This is a genomic window from Nonomuraea sp. NPDC004354 (assembly GCF_053602555.1).
Genome location: NZ_JBSGDV010000013.1, coordinates 1 through 16,352 on the forward strand (window position 1 = coordinate 1; position 16,352 = coordinate 16,352).

Consider the following 16,352-nt stretch of genomic DNA (forward strand, 5'->3'; position numbering starts at 1 on the left):
AGGTCCTGGAGACCCACCTCGGGTGGATCGCCGCCAGAGGCTGGGACATCTCCGGCATCGAGGAGGCGTGGGCCGAGCGGCTGCGCGACAAGGGCTTCGGCCGTGTCGAGCCGCGCACCAACGTCGCCACCCCGGTGTTCGACGGCGCCCACGAGGAGGAGATCGTCGGCCTGCTCAGCAACACCATCGCCAACCGCGACGGTGACCGCATGGTGCAGGAGACCGGCAAGGCCAAGCTGTTCGACGGCCGCTCCGGCGAGCCGTTCCCGTACCCGATCTCGGTCGGCTACATCTACATCCTCAAGCTGCTGCACCTGGTCGACGACAAGATCCACGCGCGGTCGACCGGTCCGTACTCGATGATCACCCAGCAGCCGCTGGGTGGTAAGGCGCAGTTCGGCGGCCAGCGCTTCGGTGAGATGGAGGTGTGGGCCCTCGAGGCCTACGGCGCCGCCTACGCCCTGCAGGAGCTGCTCACCATCAAGTCCGACGACGTCCTGGGCCGCGTCAAGGTCTACGAGGCGATCGTCAAGGGCGAGAACATCCCCGAACCCGGTATCCCCGAATCCTTCAAGGTCCTCATCAAGGAAATGCAGTCACTGTGCCTGAACGTCGAGGTGCTGTCCAGCGACGGCATGTCGATCGAGATGCGCGACACCGACGAGGACGTCTTCAGGGCGGCCGAGGAGCTCGGTATCGATCTGTCCCGGCGCGAGCCGAGCAGCGTGGAAGAAGTCTGAGGGGGAGATAGCACATGCTGGACGTCAACTTCTTCGACGAGCTCCGCATCGGCCTTGCCACGGCCGACGACATCCGCCAGTGGTCGCACGGCGAGGTGAAGAAGCCCGAGACCATCAACTACCGGACTCTCAAGCCGGAAAAGGACGGGCTCTTCTGCGAGAAGATCTTCGGCCCGACCCGCGACTGGGAGTGCTACTGCGGTAAGTACAAGCGCGTCCGCTTCAAGGGCATCATCTGCGAGCGCTGCGGCGTCGAGGTCACTCGCGCCAAGGTGCGTCGTGAGCGGATGGGCCACATCGAGCTGGCCGCGCCGGTCACCCACATCTGGTACTTCAAGGGCGTTCCCTCGCGCCTTGGCTACCTGCTCGACCTGGCCCCGAAGGACCTGGAGAAGGTCATCTACTTCGCGGCCTACATGATCACGCACGTCGAGACCGAGCTGCGTGACCGTGACCTGCCGTCGCTGGAGGCGAAGATCTCCGTCGAGCGGCAGCACATCGAGCAGCGCCGTGACGCCGACATCGAGGCCAGGCAGAAGAAGCTCGAGAGCGACCTGGCCGAGCTCGAGGCCGCCGGCGCCAAGGGCGACCAGCGCCGCAAGGTCCGCGAGGGCGCCGAGCGCGAGATGCGCCAGCTCCGCGACCGGGCCCAGCGCGAGCTCGACCGCCTCGACGAGGTGTGGAGCCGTTTCAAGAACCTCAAGGTCCAGGACCTCGAGGGCGACGAGATGCTCTACCGCGAGATGCGCGACCGCTTCGGCCGCTACTTCAAGGGCGGCATGGGCGCGCAGGCGATCCAGGAGCGGCTGATCAGCTTCGACCTGGACGCCGAGGCCGAGAACCTGCGCGAGACGATCCGCAGCGGCAAGGGCCAGAAGAAGGCCCGTGCCCTCAAGCGGCTCAAGGTCGTGTCGGCGTTCCTCAACACCACCAACTCGCCGCGCGGCATGGTGCTCGACTGCATCCCGGTCATCCCGCCGGACCTGCGCCCGATGGTGCAGCTCGACGGTGGCCGGTTCGCCACCTCCGACCTCAACGACCTCTACCGTCGTGTGATCAACCGGAACAACCGCCTCAAGCGACTTCTCGACCTCGGCGCGCCCGAGATCATCGTGAACAACGAGAAGCGGATGCTCCAGGAGGCCGTCGACGCGCTGTTCGACAACGGCCGCCGCGGTCGCCCGGTCACGGGCCCCGGCAACCGTCCGCTGAAGTCCCTCAGCGACATGCTGAAGGGTAAGCAGGGCCGGTTCCGCCAGAACCTGCTGGGCAAGCGAGTCGACTACTCCGGCCGTTCGGTCATCGTCGTCGGCCCGCAGCTGAAGCTGCACCAGTGCGGCCTGCCCAAGCAGATGGCGCTGGAGCTGTTCAAGCCGTTCGTGATGAAGCGTCTGGTCGACCTCAACCACGCGCAGAACATCAAGTCGGCCAAGCGGATGGTCGAGCGCGCCCGCCCCGTGGTGTGGGACGTGCTCGAAGAGGTCATCACCGAGCACCCCGTGCTGCTCAACCGCGCGCCCACGCTCCACCGTCTGGGCATCCAGGCGTTCGAGCCGCAGCTGGTCGAGGGCAAGGCCATCCAGATCCACCCGCTCGTCTGCACCGCGTTCAACGCGGACTTCGACGGTGACCAGATGGCCGTGCACCTGCCGCTGTCGGCTGAGGCCCAGGCCGAGGCTCGCATCCTGATGCTCTCGACCAACAACATCCTCAAGCCGGCCGACGGCAAGCCCGTGACGATGCCCACCCAGGACATGGTCATCGGCCTGTACTGGCTGACCACGCAGAAGGACGACGCGGTCGGCGAGGGCCGGGTGTTCGGCTCGGTGGCCGAGGCCCAGATGGCCTTCGACCGCCGCGAGCTGGAGATACAGGCCAAGATCCAGATCCGGCTCGCCGGTGACGTCCAGCCGCCGCGCGGCTGGTCGGCTCCCGAGGGCTGGGAGGCAGGCGACCCGATCCGCCTGGAGACGACGTTCGGCCGGTGCCTGTTCAACCAGACGCTCCCGAACAACTACCCGTTCGTCAACTTCCAGGTGGGCAAGAAGCAGCTGTCCGCGATCGTCAACGAGCTGGCCGAGACCTACCCCAAGGTCGAGGTGGCCGCCTCGCTCGACGCGCTCAAGGACGCGGGCTTCCGCTGGGCGACCCGCTCCGGCGTCACGATCTCGATCGACGACGTCGTCGCGCCGCCGCGCAAGGCCGAGATCATGGAGAACTACGAGCGCCGGGCCGACAAGGTCCAGCGCGAGTACGAGCGCGGTCTGATCACCGACGAGGAGCGCCGCCAGGAGCTCATCGAGATCTGGACCCACGCCACGGCGGACGTCGAGACCGACATGGTCAACGCGTTCCCCGCGACGAACCCGGTCTGGATGATGGTCAACTCCGGCGCCCGCGGTAACAAGATGCAGGTGCGTCAGATCGCCGGTATCCGTGGTCTGGTGTCCAACACCAAGGGTGAGACGATCCCCCGGCCGATCAAGGCCTCCTTCCGCGAGGGCCTGTCGGTTCTGGAGTACTTCATCTCCACCCACGGTCAGCGGAAGGGTCTGGCCGACACCGCCCTGCGTACCGCCGACTCGGGTTACCTGACCCGTCGTCTGGTCGACGTGGCCCAGGACGTCATCGTCCGCGAGATCGACTGCGGCACCGACCGCGCGGTCCCGCTGCACGTCGGCGAGCGCGACTCGGCCGGCAACCTGGTCAAGGCGGAGAACGCCGAGTCCAACGTGCACGGCCGCATCCTCGCCGAGGACGTCGAGGTCGACGGCAAGATCATCGCCGCGACGGGTGTCGACATCAACGACACCCACGTCACGGCGCTGGTCGAGGCCGGCATCGAGACGGTCCGCACCCGCAGCGCGCTGGTGTGCGAGGCGAAGATCGGGGTCTGCGCGACCTGCTACGGCCGCTCGCTGGCCACCGGCAAGCTCGTCGACGTCGGCGAGGCGGTCGGCATCATCGCCGCCCAGTCGATCGGTGAGCCCGGCACCCAGCTGACGATGCGTACCTTCCACACCGGTGGTGTGGCGGGTGCCGACATCACCCACGGTCTGCCCCGTGTCCAGGAGCTGTTCGAGGCGCGCATCCCCAAGGGTGTCGCCCCGATCTCCGAGGCCGAGGGCCGGGTCCGCATCGACGAGACCGACAAGACCCGCAAGGTGGTGATCGTCCCCGACGACGGCTCGGAGGAGGTCGCCTACCCGGTGTCGATGCGCTCGCGTCTGCTCGTCCAGGACGGCCAGCACGTGTCGGTGGGCACCCAGCTCATCGCCGGTGCGGTCAACCCGAACGAGGTCCTGCGCATCCTCGGCCCGCGTGCGGTGCAGCTGCACCTGGTGGCCGAGGTCCAGCAGGTCTACCGCTCGCAGGGTGTGTCGATCCACGACAAGCACATCGAGATCATCGTTCGGCAGATGCTCAAGCGCGTCAACGTGCTCGAGTCCGGTGACACCGACCTGCTGCCCGGCGAGCTCGTCGAGCGTCCGCGCTTCGAGCAGCTCAACCGCGAGACCGTCGCCGAGGGTGGCGGCCCCGCCGCCGGCCGTCCGGTCCTCATGGGCATCACGAAGGCGTCGCTGGCCACCGAGTCGTGGCTGTCGGCGGCCTCCTTCCAGGAGACCACCAGGGTCCTGACGGACGCGGCGATCCACGCCAAGTCCGACTCGCTCCTGGGCCTGAAGGAGAACGTCATCATCGGTAAGCTCATCCCGGCCGGTACGGGTATGCCCCAGTACCGCAACATCCGGGTGGAGCCGACCGAGGAGGCCAAGGCCGCGATGTACACGGTCGGCGGCTACGACGGTTCGGCCGCGGACTACACCTTCGGCACCGGCAGCGGCGAGGCCGTTCCGCTGGAGGAGTACGACTTCGGTCAGTACAACCGCTAGGCGATCAGCTAGCCGGAACGCCCCGTGTCCTGTCCAGGACGCGGGGCGTTCCCGTTTTTTCGCCAGATGTTCCGCTGTCCGTCACCGACGACCGGCTCTTCCCGCACGGCGCGTCCCCTGTCATGACGACCCCGCACCGCCGGATGGGTGTCCCGCAGGGCGGGGTCCTCTTCCCAGGGCACGCCCGGCCGTCGCATCTGCCACCACCCGCCGTCCCGCACAGCGGGATCCTCTCCCGGGTCGAGGGGACGGCAGCCGCGCCCCACGCCACGACCAGCCCATCATCGCCGGGGGAACGCCCCGCACGGGGCGGCCGCGCCCACGTCACGACCAGCCCGCCATCGCCAGGCCTTGCCACGGGGCGGGTGTCCGCGCGTGGTGGGAACTCTTCCCGGGAGGGCCATGGCCGGCCGCGGCGGATCCGTGTGGCGGGGGTTCTCTTCCGGGGCCGGTGCGGGCCGCCCGGGTTCCCGCTGGTCCCGGCGGTGCAGGCCGACCTCCGGTACGGCAAGCCGCCCCACGCGCCACCCTCCGCACGGGGCCGGGCTCTGCTGAGGGATACGCGTCACCGAGCGCGCGTGGCCGGGGTGCGTCACGGAAGGCCGGACAGGCGAGACGACGTCGAGGGGGGCGCGCTTGCCGTACAGAAGGGGAAAACGTGTGGTGGAGAAGGGCCGGACAACTCGAGTGTTGCGGGTAAGCTAGACGAGGGTCTGATAAGGCCACGGCACGAATGTACGGTCACACTGGCAGTGACCGGTCGCAGTCGTTTTGACGTGCTGCGCTGGGGTGGGTAGTCTTGCCCTTCGTGCCCGTGGGTTCACGGGCCCTCATGCATGCGCTCCGACAGGCTGCGCGGCATGGTCCCTCTCCGGCGTTCGATGACGCGGGGGCTCGTGGCTCGACAGAGCGCGACACGCCCGACCGCGTGGGTCGGCGGGAGGGGAAAACCAGCAGGTCATGACACCGGCAGTACCTGCGAAACGCTCAACGTACGTATTACCGGCCAAGGCACGAACGGAGTGGCAGTGCCCACTATTCAGCAGTTGGTCCGCAAGGGCCGGCAGGACAAGGTCACCAAGACCAAGACTCCTGCCCTCAAGGGGAGCCCGCAGCGTCGCGGCACGTGCCAGCGCGTCTACACCACGACTCCCAAGAAGCCCAACTCGGCACTGCGCAAGGTGGCCCGTGTTCGGCTCACCAACGGCATCGAGGTCACGGCCTACATCCCCGGTGTGGGTCACAACCTGCAGGAGCACTCGATCGTGCTCGTGCGTGGCGGTCGTGTGAAGGACCTGCCGGGTGTTCGCTACAAGATCATCCGTGGTTCTCTCGACACCCAGGGCGTTCGTAACCGCAAGCAGGCCCGCAGCCGCTACGGCACCAAGAAGGAGAAGTAACCATGCCTCGCAAGGGTTCTCCTGGCCGTCGTCAGCTCATGTCTGACCCGGTGTACAGCTCGCCGCTGGTCACCGCCCTGATCAACAAGGTACTTCTGGACGGCAAGCGCTCCATCGCGCAGTCGATCGTCTACGGAGCCCTCGAGGGCTGCAAGGACAAGACCGGCAACGACCCGGTCGTCACGCTGAAGCGCGCCCTCGACAACGTCAAGCCCACTCTCGAGGTCCGCAGCCGCCGTGTCGGTGGCGCGACCTACCAGGTGCCGGTCGAGGTGCGCGCCGCGCGCAGCACCACCCTGGCCCTGCGTTGGCTGGTGCAGTACTCCCGCGCCCGCCGCGAGAAGACCATGACCGAGCGCCTCATGAACGAGCTCCTGGACGCCAGCAACGGCCTCGGGGCGAGTGTCAAGAAGCGCGAGGACACCCACAAGATGGCCGAGTCCAACAAGGCCTTCGCCCACTACCGCTGGTAACAGCGGGTTCGACGAGACGACGAGGACGCGAGAGAAGTGGCCACCACGACCGCTCTTGACCTGGCCAAGATCCGCAACATCGGGATCATGGCCCACATCGACGCGGGCAAGACCACCACGACCGAGCGCATCCTGTTCTACACCGGCATCAACTACAAGATCGGTGAAGTCCACGAGGGCGCTGCCACGATGGACTGGATGGAGCAGGAGCAGGAGCGCGGCATCACGATCACGTCTGCCGCGACGACCTGCGAGTGGCTCGACCACACCATCAACATCATCGACACTCCGGGTCACGTCGACTTCACCATCGAGGTGGAGCGCTCGCTCCGCGTCCTCGACGGTGCCGTCGCCGTGTTCGACGGTGTCGCCGGTGTCGAGCCGCAGTCGGAGACGGTGTGGCGCCAGGCTGACCGCTATGGCGTGCCGCGCATCTGCTTCGTGAACAAGATGGACCGCGTCGGCGCGGAGTTCCACCGCTGCGTCGACATGATGATCAGCCGTCTGGGTGCGACCCCGGCTGTCATCCAGCTTCCCTGGGGTGTTGAGGCCGGCTTCAAGGGCGTCATCGACCTGGTGAAGATGAAGGGTCTGCTCTGGAGCGAAGAGGCTGCCAAGGGCGAGATGTACGACACCGTCGACATCCCGGCCGAGTACGCCGACACTGCTCGTGAGTGGCGCGAGAAGCTGGTCGAGACCGTCGCCGAGAACGACGACGAGCTGATGGAGCTCTTCCTCGAGGGCAACGAGCCCACCGAGGAGCAGCTGGTCGCGGCCATCCGCCGCGCCACGCTGTCCAGCGCCATCAACCCGGTCCTGACCGGCACCGCGTTCAAGAACAAGGGTGTTCAGCCCCTGCTCGACGCGATCGTGGCCTACCTCCCCGCCCCGACCGACATCCCGGCCTTCAAGGGCCACGCGGTCAACAACGAGGACGAGGTCGTCGAGCGTCACGCGGACACCACGGAGCCCTTCTCCGCGCTGGCCTTCAAGATCATGAGCGACCAGCACCTGGGTCGTCTGACCTACATCCGCATCTACTCGGGCACGCTCGAGACCGGCACCGGTGTCATCAACTCGGTGAAGGGCAAGAAGGAGCGGATCGGCAAGATCTACCAGATGCACGCGAACAAGCGCGAGGAGCGCCCGTCCGCGCACGCTGGTCAGATCGTCGCCGTGATGGGTCTGAAGGACACCACCACGGGTGACACGCTCTCCGACCCGGCCAACCAGGTCGTGCTCGAGTCGATGACGTTCCCGGCCCCGGTCATCAACGTCGCGATCGAGCCCAAGACCAAGGGTGACCAGGAGAAGCTCGGCACCGCCATCCAGCGTCTGGCCGAGGAGGACCCGTCCTTCCAGGTCCGCCGTGACGAGGAGACCGGTCAGACGGTCATCTGGGGCATGGGCGAGCTTCACCTCGAGATCCTCGTCGACCGTATGCGTCGAGAGTTCAAGGTCGAGGCCAACGTCGGCCGTCCGCAGGTCGCCTACCGCGAGACCATCCGCCGCAAGGTGGAGAAGGTCGATTACACCCACAAGAAGCAGACCGGTGGTTCCGGTCAGTTCGCGCGGGTCATCATCGACCTGGAGCCGCTGGGCGACGGCAACGACGGCTACGAGTTCCAGAACAAGGTCTCGGGTGGTCGTGTCCCGAGGGAGTACATCCCCTCGGTCGACGCGGGCGCCCAGGAGGCGGCCGAGTTCGGCGTGCTGGCCGGCTACCCGATGGTGGGCGTGAAGGTGACGCTGACCGACGGTGCGGCGCACGACGTCGACTCCTCCGAAATGGCCTTCAAGATCGCCGGCTCGATGGCCTTCAAGGAGGCCGCTCGCAAGGCCGACGCCGTGCTCCTTGAGCCGATGATGGCCGTCGAGGTCACCACGCCCGAGGACTACATGGGTGACGTCATCGGTGACCTCAACGGTCGCCGCGGGCAGATCCAGTCGATGGACGAGCGCGCCGGCGCCCGTGTCATCGCCGCGCTCGTTCCGCTGTCCGAGATGTTCGGCTACGTGGGTGACCTGCGCAGCCGCACTCAGGGCCGGGCGAGCTACAGCATGCAGTTCGACTCCTACGCGGAGGTGCCTCCGGGCATCGCCAAGGAGATCGTCGCGAAGGCCCGGGGCGAATAAGCTCCCGAGTCCCGATGGCAGAGGTGGGGAGGAGATCGTCGCCCCGCTGCCAAAGGGGCCCGGGGCGAACAGCCCTGGAGGCCCGATGGCAGAGTGGGCGGCGGTCGTCGCCCACCTTGCCGACGGGCCGGGGCGATGAGCCCGGAGACTCGCCGGTGGTCCGCCGCCGGAGAGGTCCGGGACACCCCGGTGTCCCTGGTGGGGTGGCGACGAGCCGCCCCACCGCCCAGGGGCCGGGCTAAACCCCGGGCCCGAGTGTGAAGTAAGTCAGTCAGATTCTCTAAGGAGAGAACCAGTGGCTAAGGCCAAGTTCGAGCGGACTAAGCCGCACGTGAACATCGGCACCATTGGGCACATCGACCACGGCAAGACCACTCTGACCGCGGCGATCACCAAGGTGCTCCACGAGCGTTACCCCGAGCTTAACGAGGCGACCCCGTTCGACAAGATCGACAAGGCGCCCGAGGAGAAGGCTCGTGGTATCACGATCTCCATCGCGCACGTCGAGTACCAGACCGAGAAGCGCCACTACGCTCACGTGGACTGCCCCGGTCACGCCGACTACGTGAAGAACATGATCACCGGTGCCGCTCAGATGGACGGCGCGATCCTCGTGGTCGCCGCCACCGACGGCCCGATGCCGCAGACGAAGGAGCACGTCCTCCTGGCCCGCCAGGTCGGCGTCCCCTACATCGTCGTGGCCCTCAACAAGGCCGACATGGTCGACGACGAGGAGATCCTGGAGCTCGTCGAGCTCGAGGTCCGTGAGCTGCTGTCCGCTCAGGAGTTCCCCGGCGACGACCTGCCCGTCGTTCGCGTCTCCGCTCTGAAGGCCCTCGAGGGCGACCAGAAGTGGGGCGACAGCATCATCGAGCTGATGACCGCTGTCGACGAGAACGTCCCCGAGCCGCAGCGTGACACCGACAAGCCGTTCCTGATGCCGATCGAGGACGTCTTCTCGATCACCGGTCGTGGCACCGTCGTCACCGGCCGTATCGAGCGCGGTGTCGTCAAGGTCAACGAGACGGTCGACATCATCGGCATCCGTCCGGAGAAGACCACCACCACGGTCACCGGCGTCGAGATGTTCCGCAAGCTGCTCGACGAGGGCCAGGCCGGTGACAACGTCGGTCTGCTCCTGCGCGGCATCAAGCGTGAGGACGTCGAGCGCGGCCAGTGCATCATCAAGCCGGGCACGACCACCCCGCACACCGAGTTCGAGGCCCAGGTCTACATCCTGAGCAAGGACGAAGGCGGCCGCCACACGCCGTTCTTCAACAACTACCGCCCGCAGTTCTACTTCCGTACGACGGACGTGACCGGCGTGGTGAACCTCCCCGAGGGCACCGAGATGGTCATGCCGGGCGACAACACCGAGATGCGCGTTGAGCTGATCCAGCCCATCGCCATGGAGGACGGTCTGAAGTTCGCGATCCGTGAGGGTGGCCGCACCGTCGGCGCCGGTCGCGTGACGAAGATCCTCAAGTAGCACGATCGCTGGGGCGGCGGTCGGCCCTCGGAAGGGGCCGGCCGCCGAACCACGAACCGAGCACCATCGGCTCCACGCACAGCCGTGATCTCGCAGTCACTTCGGGAACGTGACCGAAGTAACTGCCGGATCACGGAAGAAACCAGCAGATCGATTGCGTCTGCTACGTGGGGTCAGCGGGCGGTCTCCGCTCGCACTCATAGCGGCCACAGGCCGCACGATACTTTTTCAGACGACAGCGAAGGACACCGAGGCCACTATGGCGGGACAGAAGATCCGCATCCGGCTTAAGGCCTATGACCACGAGGTCATCGACAGCTCGGCCAAGAAGATCGTCGAGACGGTGACGCGGACTGGCGCGAAGGTCGCGGGCCCGGTGCCGCTGCCGACCGAGAAGAACGTGTACTGCGTCATCCGCTCGCCGCACAAGTACAAGGACAGCCGCGAGCACTTCGAGATGCGCACGCACAAGCGGCTGATTGACATCATCGACCCGACGCCGAAGACGGTCGACTCGCTCATGCGACTCGACCTCCCCGCCGGCGTCGACATTTCGATCAAGCTCTGAGGGAACGCACTGACATGGCTAAGACGATCAAGGGCGTCCTGGGCAAGAAGCTCGGCATGACCCAGGTCTTCGACGCGGACAACCGGATGGTTCCGGTGACCGTGGTCGAGGCCGGTCCGTGCGTGGTGACCAGGGTCCGCACCGCTGACAAGGACGGCTACTCCGCCATCCAGCTCGGCTTCGGGCAGGTCGACCCCCGGAAGGTCAACAAGCCGCTCGGCGACTACCTGCGTAAGCACGACATCACCCCGCGCCGTTACTTCGCGGAGATCCGCACCGACGACGCGAGCGACTACACCCTCGGCCAGGAGCTGCTGGCTGACACCTTCGAGGCCGGCCAGTTCGTCGACGTGACGGGCAAGAGCAAGGGCAAGGGCTTCGCCGGTGTCATGAAGCGGCACGGCTTCGGTGGTCTGGGTGCCTCGCACGGTACGCAGCGCAAGCACCGCTCGCCGGGTTCCATCGGTGGCTGCGCCACCCCGGGCCGCGTTTTCAAGGGTCTCCGCATGGCCGGTCGGATGGGTAACGTCCGCACCACCGTGCAGAGCCTCAAGGTTCACGCCGTGGACGCCGAGAAGGGCCTCATCCTGATCAAGGGTGCGATCCCCGGCGCCAACGGCAGCCTGGTCCTCGTCCGCACCGCTGCAAAGAAGGGGGCTGCCAAGTGACCAGCATTGACGTCCTCGACGCCAGCGGCGCGAAGACCGGCTCCGTCGACCTGCCCGAAGACATCTTCGGCGCCAAGGTCAACATCCCGCTGATCCACCAGGTGGTCGTGGCCCAGCTCGCCGCTCGCCGGCAGGGCACCCACAAGGCCAAGACCCGTGGCGAGGTCAGCGGTGGCGGCAAGAAGCCGTACCGCCAGAAGGGCACCGGTCGCGCCCGTCAGGGTTCGACCCGCGCTCCGCAGTTCGCCGGTGGTGGCACCGTCCACGGTCCGCTCCCGCGTGACTACTCGCAGAAGACGCCCAAGAAGATGAAGGCCGCCGCCCTGCGTGGCGCCCTGTCCGACCGGGCCTCCGGCGGTCGCGTGCACGTGGTCAGCGGCCTGGTCAGCGGCGAGACGCCGAAGACCAAGGCGGCTCTCGAGTCGCTGCGCAAGGTCACCGACGCCAAGACCGTTCTGGTCGTGGTCGGCGAGACCGACGAGCTGACCTGGCTGAGCCTGCGCAACGCGCCGGAGGTCCACCTGCTGGACGCCGGTCAGCTGAACACCTACGACGTGCTCGTCCACGACGACGTGGTCTTCACCCAGGAGGCCTACGACCAGGTTGTCGCGCGGCTGAGCCAGGGCGGGAAGGAAGACGCCTGATGGAGAACCCGCAGAACGTCCAGACGGCCGAGCGTAAGGGCCGCCTGGAGAGGGTTGCCGACCCGCGCGACGTCATCATCAAGCCGGTTGTCTCCGAGAAGAGCTACGGCCTGATCGACGAGAACAACAAGTACACGTTCCTGGTGAAGAAGACCGCGAACAAGACCCAGGTCAAGATCGCCGTCGAGCAGATCTTCGGGGTCAAGGTCACCAGCGTGAACACCATCAACCGGCAGGGCAAGCGCAAGCGCACCCGTACCGGCTTCGGCAAGCGTCCCGACACCAAGCGCGCGATCGTGAGCTTGGCCGAGGGCGACCGGATCGACATCTTCGGTCAGATCGGCTAGCCGATAACCAGCAAGTAAGCGCAGGCCGTACGGCCCGCGGGGGATGAGACCGCCGTGCAAAAGCGCGGCGGGCTCACCCATGTAACCGACGAAGGATGAACGAAAAAGATGGGCATCCGTAAGTACAAGCCGACGACTCCGGGTCGCCGCGGCTCGAGTGTCTCGGACTTCTCCGAGATCACCCGCAGCGAGCCGGAGAAGTCGCTGCTTGCTCCCCTTCACGGCAAGGGTGGCCGTAACGTCCACGGCCGGGTCACCGCCCGCCACCAGGGTGGTGGACACAAGCGCGCCTACCGGATCATCGACTTCCGCAGGCACGACAAGGATGGCATCCCGGCGAAGGTCGCTCACATCGAGTACGACCCCAACCGCACCGCCAACATCGCGCTGCTGCACTACGCCGACGGCGAGAAGCGCTACATCATCGCGCCGACCGGCCTCAAGCAGGGCGACAGGATCGAGAACGGCCCCGCGGCCGACATCAAGCCGGGCAACTGCCTGCCGCTGCGCAACATCCCGACCGGTACCTTCATCCACGCGGTGGAGCTCCGTCCGGGCGGCGGCGCCAAGCTCGGTCGTTCCGCCGGCGCGCAGATCCAGCTCCTCGCCAAGGAGGGCCAGTACGCCACGCTGCGTATGCCGTCCGGTGAGATGCGCATGGTCGATGTCCGTTGCCGCGCGACGGTTGGTCAGGTCGGCAACGCCGAGCAGGCCAACATCAACTGGGGCAAGGCCGGTCGTATGCGGTGGAAGGGCAAGCGCCCGACCGTTCGTGGTGTGGCCATGAACCCCGTCGACCACCCGCACGGTGGTGGTGAGGGCAAGACCTCCGGTGGTCGCCACCCGGTCAACCCCAAGGGCAAGCCCGAGGGCCGTACCCGTCAGGCGAACAAGGCCAGTGACAGGCTGATCATCCGCCGTCGGTCCAAGAAGAAGCGGTAGGAGCAGCCGAAATGCCACGTAGCCTTAAGAAGGGCCCCTTCGTGGACGAGCACCTTCAGAAGAAGGTGGACGTCCAGAACGAGAAGGGCACCAAGAACGTCATCAAGACGTGGTCGCGTCGATCCATGATCGTGCCCGACATGCTCGGCCACACGATCGCCGTTCACGACGGCCGCAAGCACGTCCCGGTGTTCGTCACCGAGTCGATGATCGGTCACAAGCTCGGTGAGTTCGCCCCCACGCGGACCTTCCGCAGCCACGTCAAGGAAGACCGCCGCAGCCGGCGGTAAGCGCCTTTCGAAGCATCAGAGGAGTAAGCGATGGAAGCCAGGGCTCAGGCGCGGTTCGTCCGTGTCACGCCCCAGAAGGCCCGCCGCGTGGTGGACCTTATTCGCGGGCTGCCCGCTTCGGAGGCGCAGGCCGTACTGCAGTTCGCCAGCCAGGCGGCTAGCGAGCCGATCTACAAGGTGCTCTCGAGCGCGATGGCGAACGCTGAGCACAACTTCAAGCTCGACCCGCAGACGCTCGTCGTGAGCCGCGCGTGGGTCGACGAGGGCCCGACGCTGAAGCGGTTTCGTCCGCGTGCCCAGGGTCGCGCCTATCGGATCAACAAGCGGACCAGCCACATCACCGTGATCGTGGAGTCCCGCGAGCCGAAGGGAAGGACCCGATAGTGGGCCAGAAGGTTAACCCGCACGGGTTCCGCCTCGGCATCACGACCGACTTCAAGAGCCGGTGGTACGCCGACAAGCTGTACAAGTCGTACGTCGCTGAGGACGTGGCGATCCGTCGCATGCTGCAGAAGGGCATGGAGCGGGCCGGCATCTCCAAGGTCGAGATCGAGCGTACGACCGACCGCGTCCAGGTCGACATCCACACCGCCCGTCCCGGCATCGTCATCGGTCGCCGTGGCGCCGAGGCCGACCGCATCCGCGGTGACCTGGAGAAGCTGACCAAGAAGCAGGTCCAGCTCAACATCCTCGAGGTCAAGAACCCCGAGATCGACGCCCAGCTCGTCGCGCAGGGCGTGGCCGAGCAGCTCTCCAGCCGTGTCTCCTTCCGCCGCGCCATGCGCAAGGCGATGCAGTCGGCCATGAAGAGCGGCGCCAAGGGCATCAGGGTCGCCTGCTCCGGTCGTCTGGGCGGCGCCGAGATGTCGAGGTCGGAGTTCTACCGCGAGGGTCGTGTGCCGCTGCACACGCTGCGCGCGGACATCGACTTCGGCTTCTACGAGGCCCGCACCACCTTCGGCCGCATCGGCGTGAAGGTGTGGATCTACAAGGGTGAGGCTCCGACCAGCCGCGCCGAGCGTGAGGCGGCTGCCGCCGGTGCTCGCGCCGGCCAGCGTCGCGACCGTGACGACCGTCGCGGTGGCGGCGAGCGTCCGCGTCGTGGCGGCGCCGGCGGCGCTCGCCGTGGCGGTGGCCGCGGAGACCGTGCCCCCAGGAATGAGGCGGCCTCCCAGGCTGCCCCCGAGACCGGCCCGGCTGCGCAGCCGGGTGCTGAAGGGAGCTGACCATGCTGATCCCGCGCAGGGTCAAGCACCGCAAGCAGCACCGGCCTGACCGCAGCGGAGCCGCCAAGGGCGGCACCAGGGTCGTGTTCGGCGAGTTCGGCATCCAGGCGGTTGAGCACGCCTACGTGACCAACCGTCAGATCGAGTCGGCTCGTATCGCCATGACCCGTCACATCCGCCGTGGCGGCAAGGTGTGGATCAACATCTACCCCGACCGTCCGCTCACCAAGAAGCCCGCCGAGACCCGCATGGGTTCCGGTAAGGGTTCGCCGGAGTGGTGGATCGCGAACGTCAAGCCTGGGCGCGTGATGTTCGAGCTGTCCGGCGTCGCCGAGCCCATCGCTCGCGAGGCGCTGCAGCGCGCGATCCACAAGCTTCCGATGAAGTGCAAGATTGTTAAGCGTGAAGTGGGTGAGGCGTGATGGCTAAGGGCCTGACCGCCGGAGAGCTGCGGCTCGAGGACCAGGACACCCTGGTCCAGAAGCTGAAGGAGGCGAAGGAGGAGCTGTTCAACCTCCGCTTCCAGGCGGCGACCGGTCAGCTGGAGAGCCACGGGCGGCTGCGCGCCGTCCGCCGCGAGATCGCCCGTATCTACACCGTGATGCGCGAGCGGGAGCTCGGCATTGTCACGGTCGAGAAGGAGACGAGCGATGTCTGAGGCAACCGAGAAGACCGCGCGGAACTACCGCAAGACCCGTGAGGGCCTGGTCGTCAGCGACAAGATGGACAAGACCGTCGTCGTCGCCGTCGAGGACCGCGTGAAGCACCCGCTGTACGGCAAGGTCATCCGCCGTACGACCAAGTACAAGGCGCACGACGAGGCCAACGCCTGCGGCGTCGGCGACCGCGTCCTCCTCATGGAGACCCGGCCGCTGTCCGCCACCAAGCGCTGGCGGGTCGTCGAGGTGCTTGAGAAGGCCAAGTAAGGTCTTCCACATAGATGCGCGCCTCGTGGGGGGTGGAGACACCCCCCATGACGGCGTCCAAGGACGCGGGGGCTCCGCGCGGTGGCCGTGCCTGAGGGTACGGCGCCCGTCCGGGACAAGCCCTCGCGTCGCCTGCGGTGCGGCCCTTCGGGGTTGTGGCCGGAGGACCAAGACCATACAGAGTTCCGCCAGGCTCAGCGATGAGAACCGGCGGAGACCAACAGGAGTTGACGTGATCCAGCAGGAGTCGCGACTCAAGGTCGCCGACAACACGGGTGCCAAGGAGATCCTCTGCATCCGTGTTCTCGGTGGCTCGGGTCGACGCTACGCGGGAATCGGCGACGTCATCGTCGCCACGGTGAAGGACGCTCTTCCCGGCAGCACTGGTGTGAAGAAGGGCGACGTCGTCAAGGCCGTCGTCGTCCGTACGGTGAAGGAGCGTCGTCGTCCTGACGGCTCCTACATCCGTTTCGACGAGAACGCCGCCGTCATCATCAAGGACAGCGGTGACCCTCGCGGCACTCGTATCTTCGGCCCGGTGGGCCGCGAGCTGCGCGACAAGAAGTTCATGCGCATCATCTCGCTCGCCCCGGAGGTGCTGTGATGGCGA

The 16,352-nt window shown here is 66.8% G+C and carries 18 protein-coding genes; all 18 read left to right on the top strand.

The genetic code is table 11. From position 1 onward, the window contains the following. Nucleotides 1–740, top strand: a 740-nt coding sequence (locus ACWENQ_RS29705; RefSeq protein ID WP_449919748.1) for a DNA-directed RNA polymerase subunit beta, incomplete at its 5' end; no start/stop codon positions are given. A gap of 14 nt (nucleotides 741–754) precedes the next feature. Continuing rightward, entirely contained in the window at nucleotides 755–4,633 is a 3,879-nt protein-coding gene (locus ACWENQ_RS29710; protein ID WP_449919751.1) for a DNA-directed RNA polymerase subunit beta', read from the top strand. Nucleotides 4,634–5,661: 1,028 nt separating this feature from the next. Beyond that, entirely contained in the window at nucleotides 5,662–6,033 is a 372-nt protein-coding gene (gene rpsL / locus ACWENQ_RS29715; RefSeq protein ID WP_354906488.1) for a 30S ribosomal protein S12, read from the top strand. A gap of 2 nt (nucleotides 6,034–6,035) precedes the next feature. Next, nucleotides 6,036–6,506, top strand: a complete 471-nt coding sequence (rpsG, locus tag ACWENQ_RS29720) for a 30S ribosomal protein S7 (RefSeq protein ID WP_183650905.1) — start codon at nucleotides 6,036–6,038, stop codon at nucleotides 6,504–6,506. A gap of 87 nt (nucleotides 6,507–6,593) precedes the next feature. Next, entirely contained in the window at nucleotides 6,594–8,642 is a 2,049-nt protein-coding gene (gene fusA, locus ACWENQ_RS29725) for an elongation factor G (RefSeq protein WP_449920559.1), read from the top strand. Between the two features lie 295 nt (nucleotides 8,643–8,937). Further along, entirely contained in the window at nucleotides 8,938–10,131 is a 1,194-nt protein-coding gene (gene tuf, locus ACWENQ_RS29730; protein ID WP_354906486.1) for an elongation factor Tu, read from the top strand. Between the two features lie 259 nt (nucleotides 10,132–10,390). Beyond that, the gene (rpsJ, locus tag ACWENQ_RS29735) at nucleotides 10,391–10,699 is read left to right on the top strand and encodes a 30S ribosomal protein S10 (RefSeq protein ID WP_012887830.1); all 309 of its coding nucleotides are present in this window, start codon (nucleotides 10,391–10,393) and stop codon (nucleotides 10,697–10,699) included. A gap of 14 nt (nucleotides 10,700–10,713) precedes the next feature. Next, nucleotides 10,714–11,367 (top strand): 50S ribosomal protein L3, encoded by a 654-nt coding sequence (gene rplC, locus ACWENQ_RS29740; protein ID WP_354906485.1) that lies wholly within the window; start codon nucleotides 10,714–10,716, stop codon nucleotides 11,365–11,367. Next, nucleotides 11,364–12,011 carry a 50S ribosomal protein L4 gene (gene rplD / locus ACWENQ_RS29745; RefSeq protein WP_354906484.1) on the top strand — a complete coding sequence of 216 codons (648 nt, stop codon included), beginning with the start codon at nucleotides 11,364–11,366 and terminating at the stop codon, nucleotides 12,009–12,011. Before rplC ends, rplD begins: the two co-directional genes overlap by 4 nt. Continuing rightward, nucleotides 12,011–12,358: a 50S ribosomal protein L23 gene (gene rplW, locus ACWENQ_RS29750; protein ID WP_354906483.1), complete on the top strand. Its 348-nt coding sequence runs from the start codon at nucleotides 12,011–12,013 to the stop codon at nucleotides 12,356–12,358. Before rplD ends, rplW begins: the two co-directional genes overlap by 1 nt. Before the next feature lie 108 nt (nucleotides 12,359–12,466). Next, the gene (gene rplB / locus ACWENQ_RS29755; protein ID WP_354906482.1) at nucleotides 12,467–13,300 is read left to right on the top strand and encodes a 50S ribosomal protein L2; all 834 of its coding nucleotides are present in this window, start codon (nucleotides 12,467–12,469) and stop codon (nucleotides 13,298–13,300) included. A gap of 11 nt (nucleotides 13,301–13,311) precedes the next feature. After that, a complete protein-coding gene (gene rpsS / locus ACWENQ_RS29760; protein WP_049572698.1) occupies nucleotides 13,312–13,590 on the top strand; it encodes a 30S ribosomal protein S19 in 279 nt (92 codons plus the stop codon). 30 nt (nucleotides 13,591–13,620) lie between these two features. Continuing rightward, nucleotides 13,621–13,974, top strand: a complete 354-nt coding sequence (gene rplV, locus ACWENQ_RS29765; RefSeq protein WP_192779597.1) for a 50S ribosomal protein L22 — start codon at nucleotides 13,621–13,623, stop codon at nucleotides 13,972–13,974. Next, on the top strand, nucleotides 13,974–14,816 hold the full coding sequence (gene rpsC, locus ACWENQ_RS29770; protein ID WP_354906481.1) for a 30S ribosomal protein S3: 843 nt from the start codon (nucleotides 13,974–13,976) through the stop codon (nucleotides 14,814–14,816). Before rplV ends, rpsC begins: the two co-directional genes overlap by 1 nt. Nucleotides 14,817–14,818: 2 nt before the next feature. Continuing rightward, entirely contained in the window at nucleotides 14,819–15,238 is a 420-nt protein-coding gene (gene rplP / locus ACWENQ_RS29775) for a 50S ribosomal protein L16 (RefSeq protein WP_354906480.1), read from the top strand. Beyond that, complete coding sequence (gene rpmC / locus ACWENQ_RS29780) at nucleotides 15,238–15,474, top strand: 50S ribosomal protein L29 (protein WP_192779600.1); 237 nt, start codon at nucleotides 15,238–15,240, stop codon at nucleotides 15,472–15,474. The genes rplP and rpmC overlap by 1 nt, the downstream gene beginning before the upstream one ends. Beyond that, nucleotides 15,467–15,742: a 30S ribosomal protein S17 gene (rpsQ, locus tag ACWENQ_RS29785; protein ID WP_354906479.1), complete on the top strand. Its 276-nt coding sequence runs from the start codon at nucleotides 15,467–15,469 to the stop codon at nucleotides 15,740–15,742. The genes rpmC and rpsQ overlap by 8 nt, the downstream gene beginning before the upstream one ends. A gap of 232 nt (nucleotides 15,743–15,974) precedes the next feature. Next, entirely contained in the window at nucleotides 15,975–16,346 is a 372-nt protein-coding gene (gene rplN, locus ACWENQ_RS29790) for a 50S ribosomal protein L14 (protein ID WP_043623452.1), read from the top strand. Nucleotides 16,347–16,352: the final 6 nt, after the last annotated feature.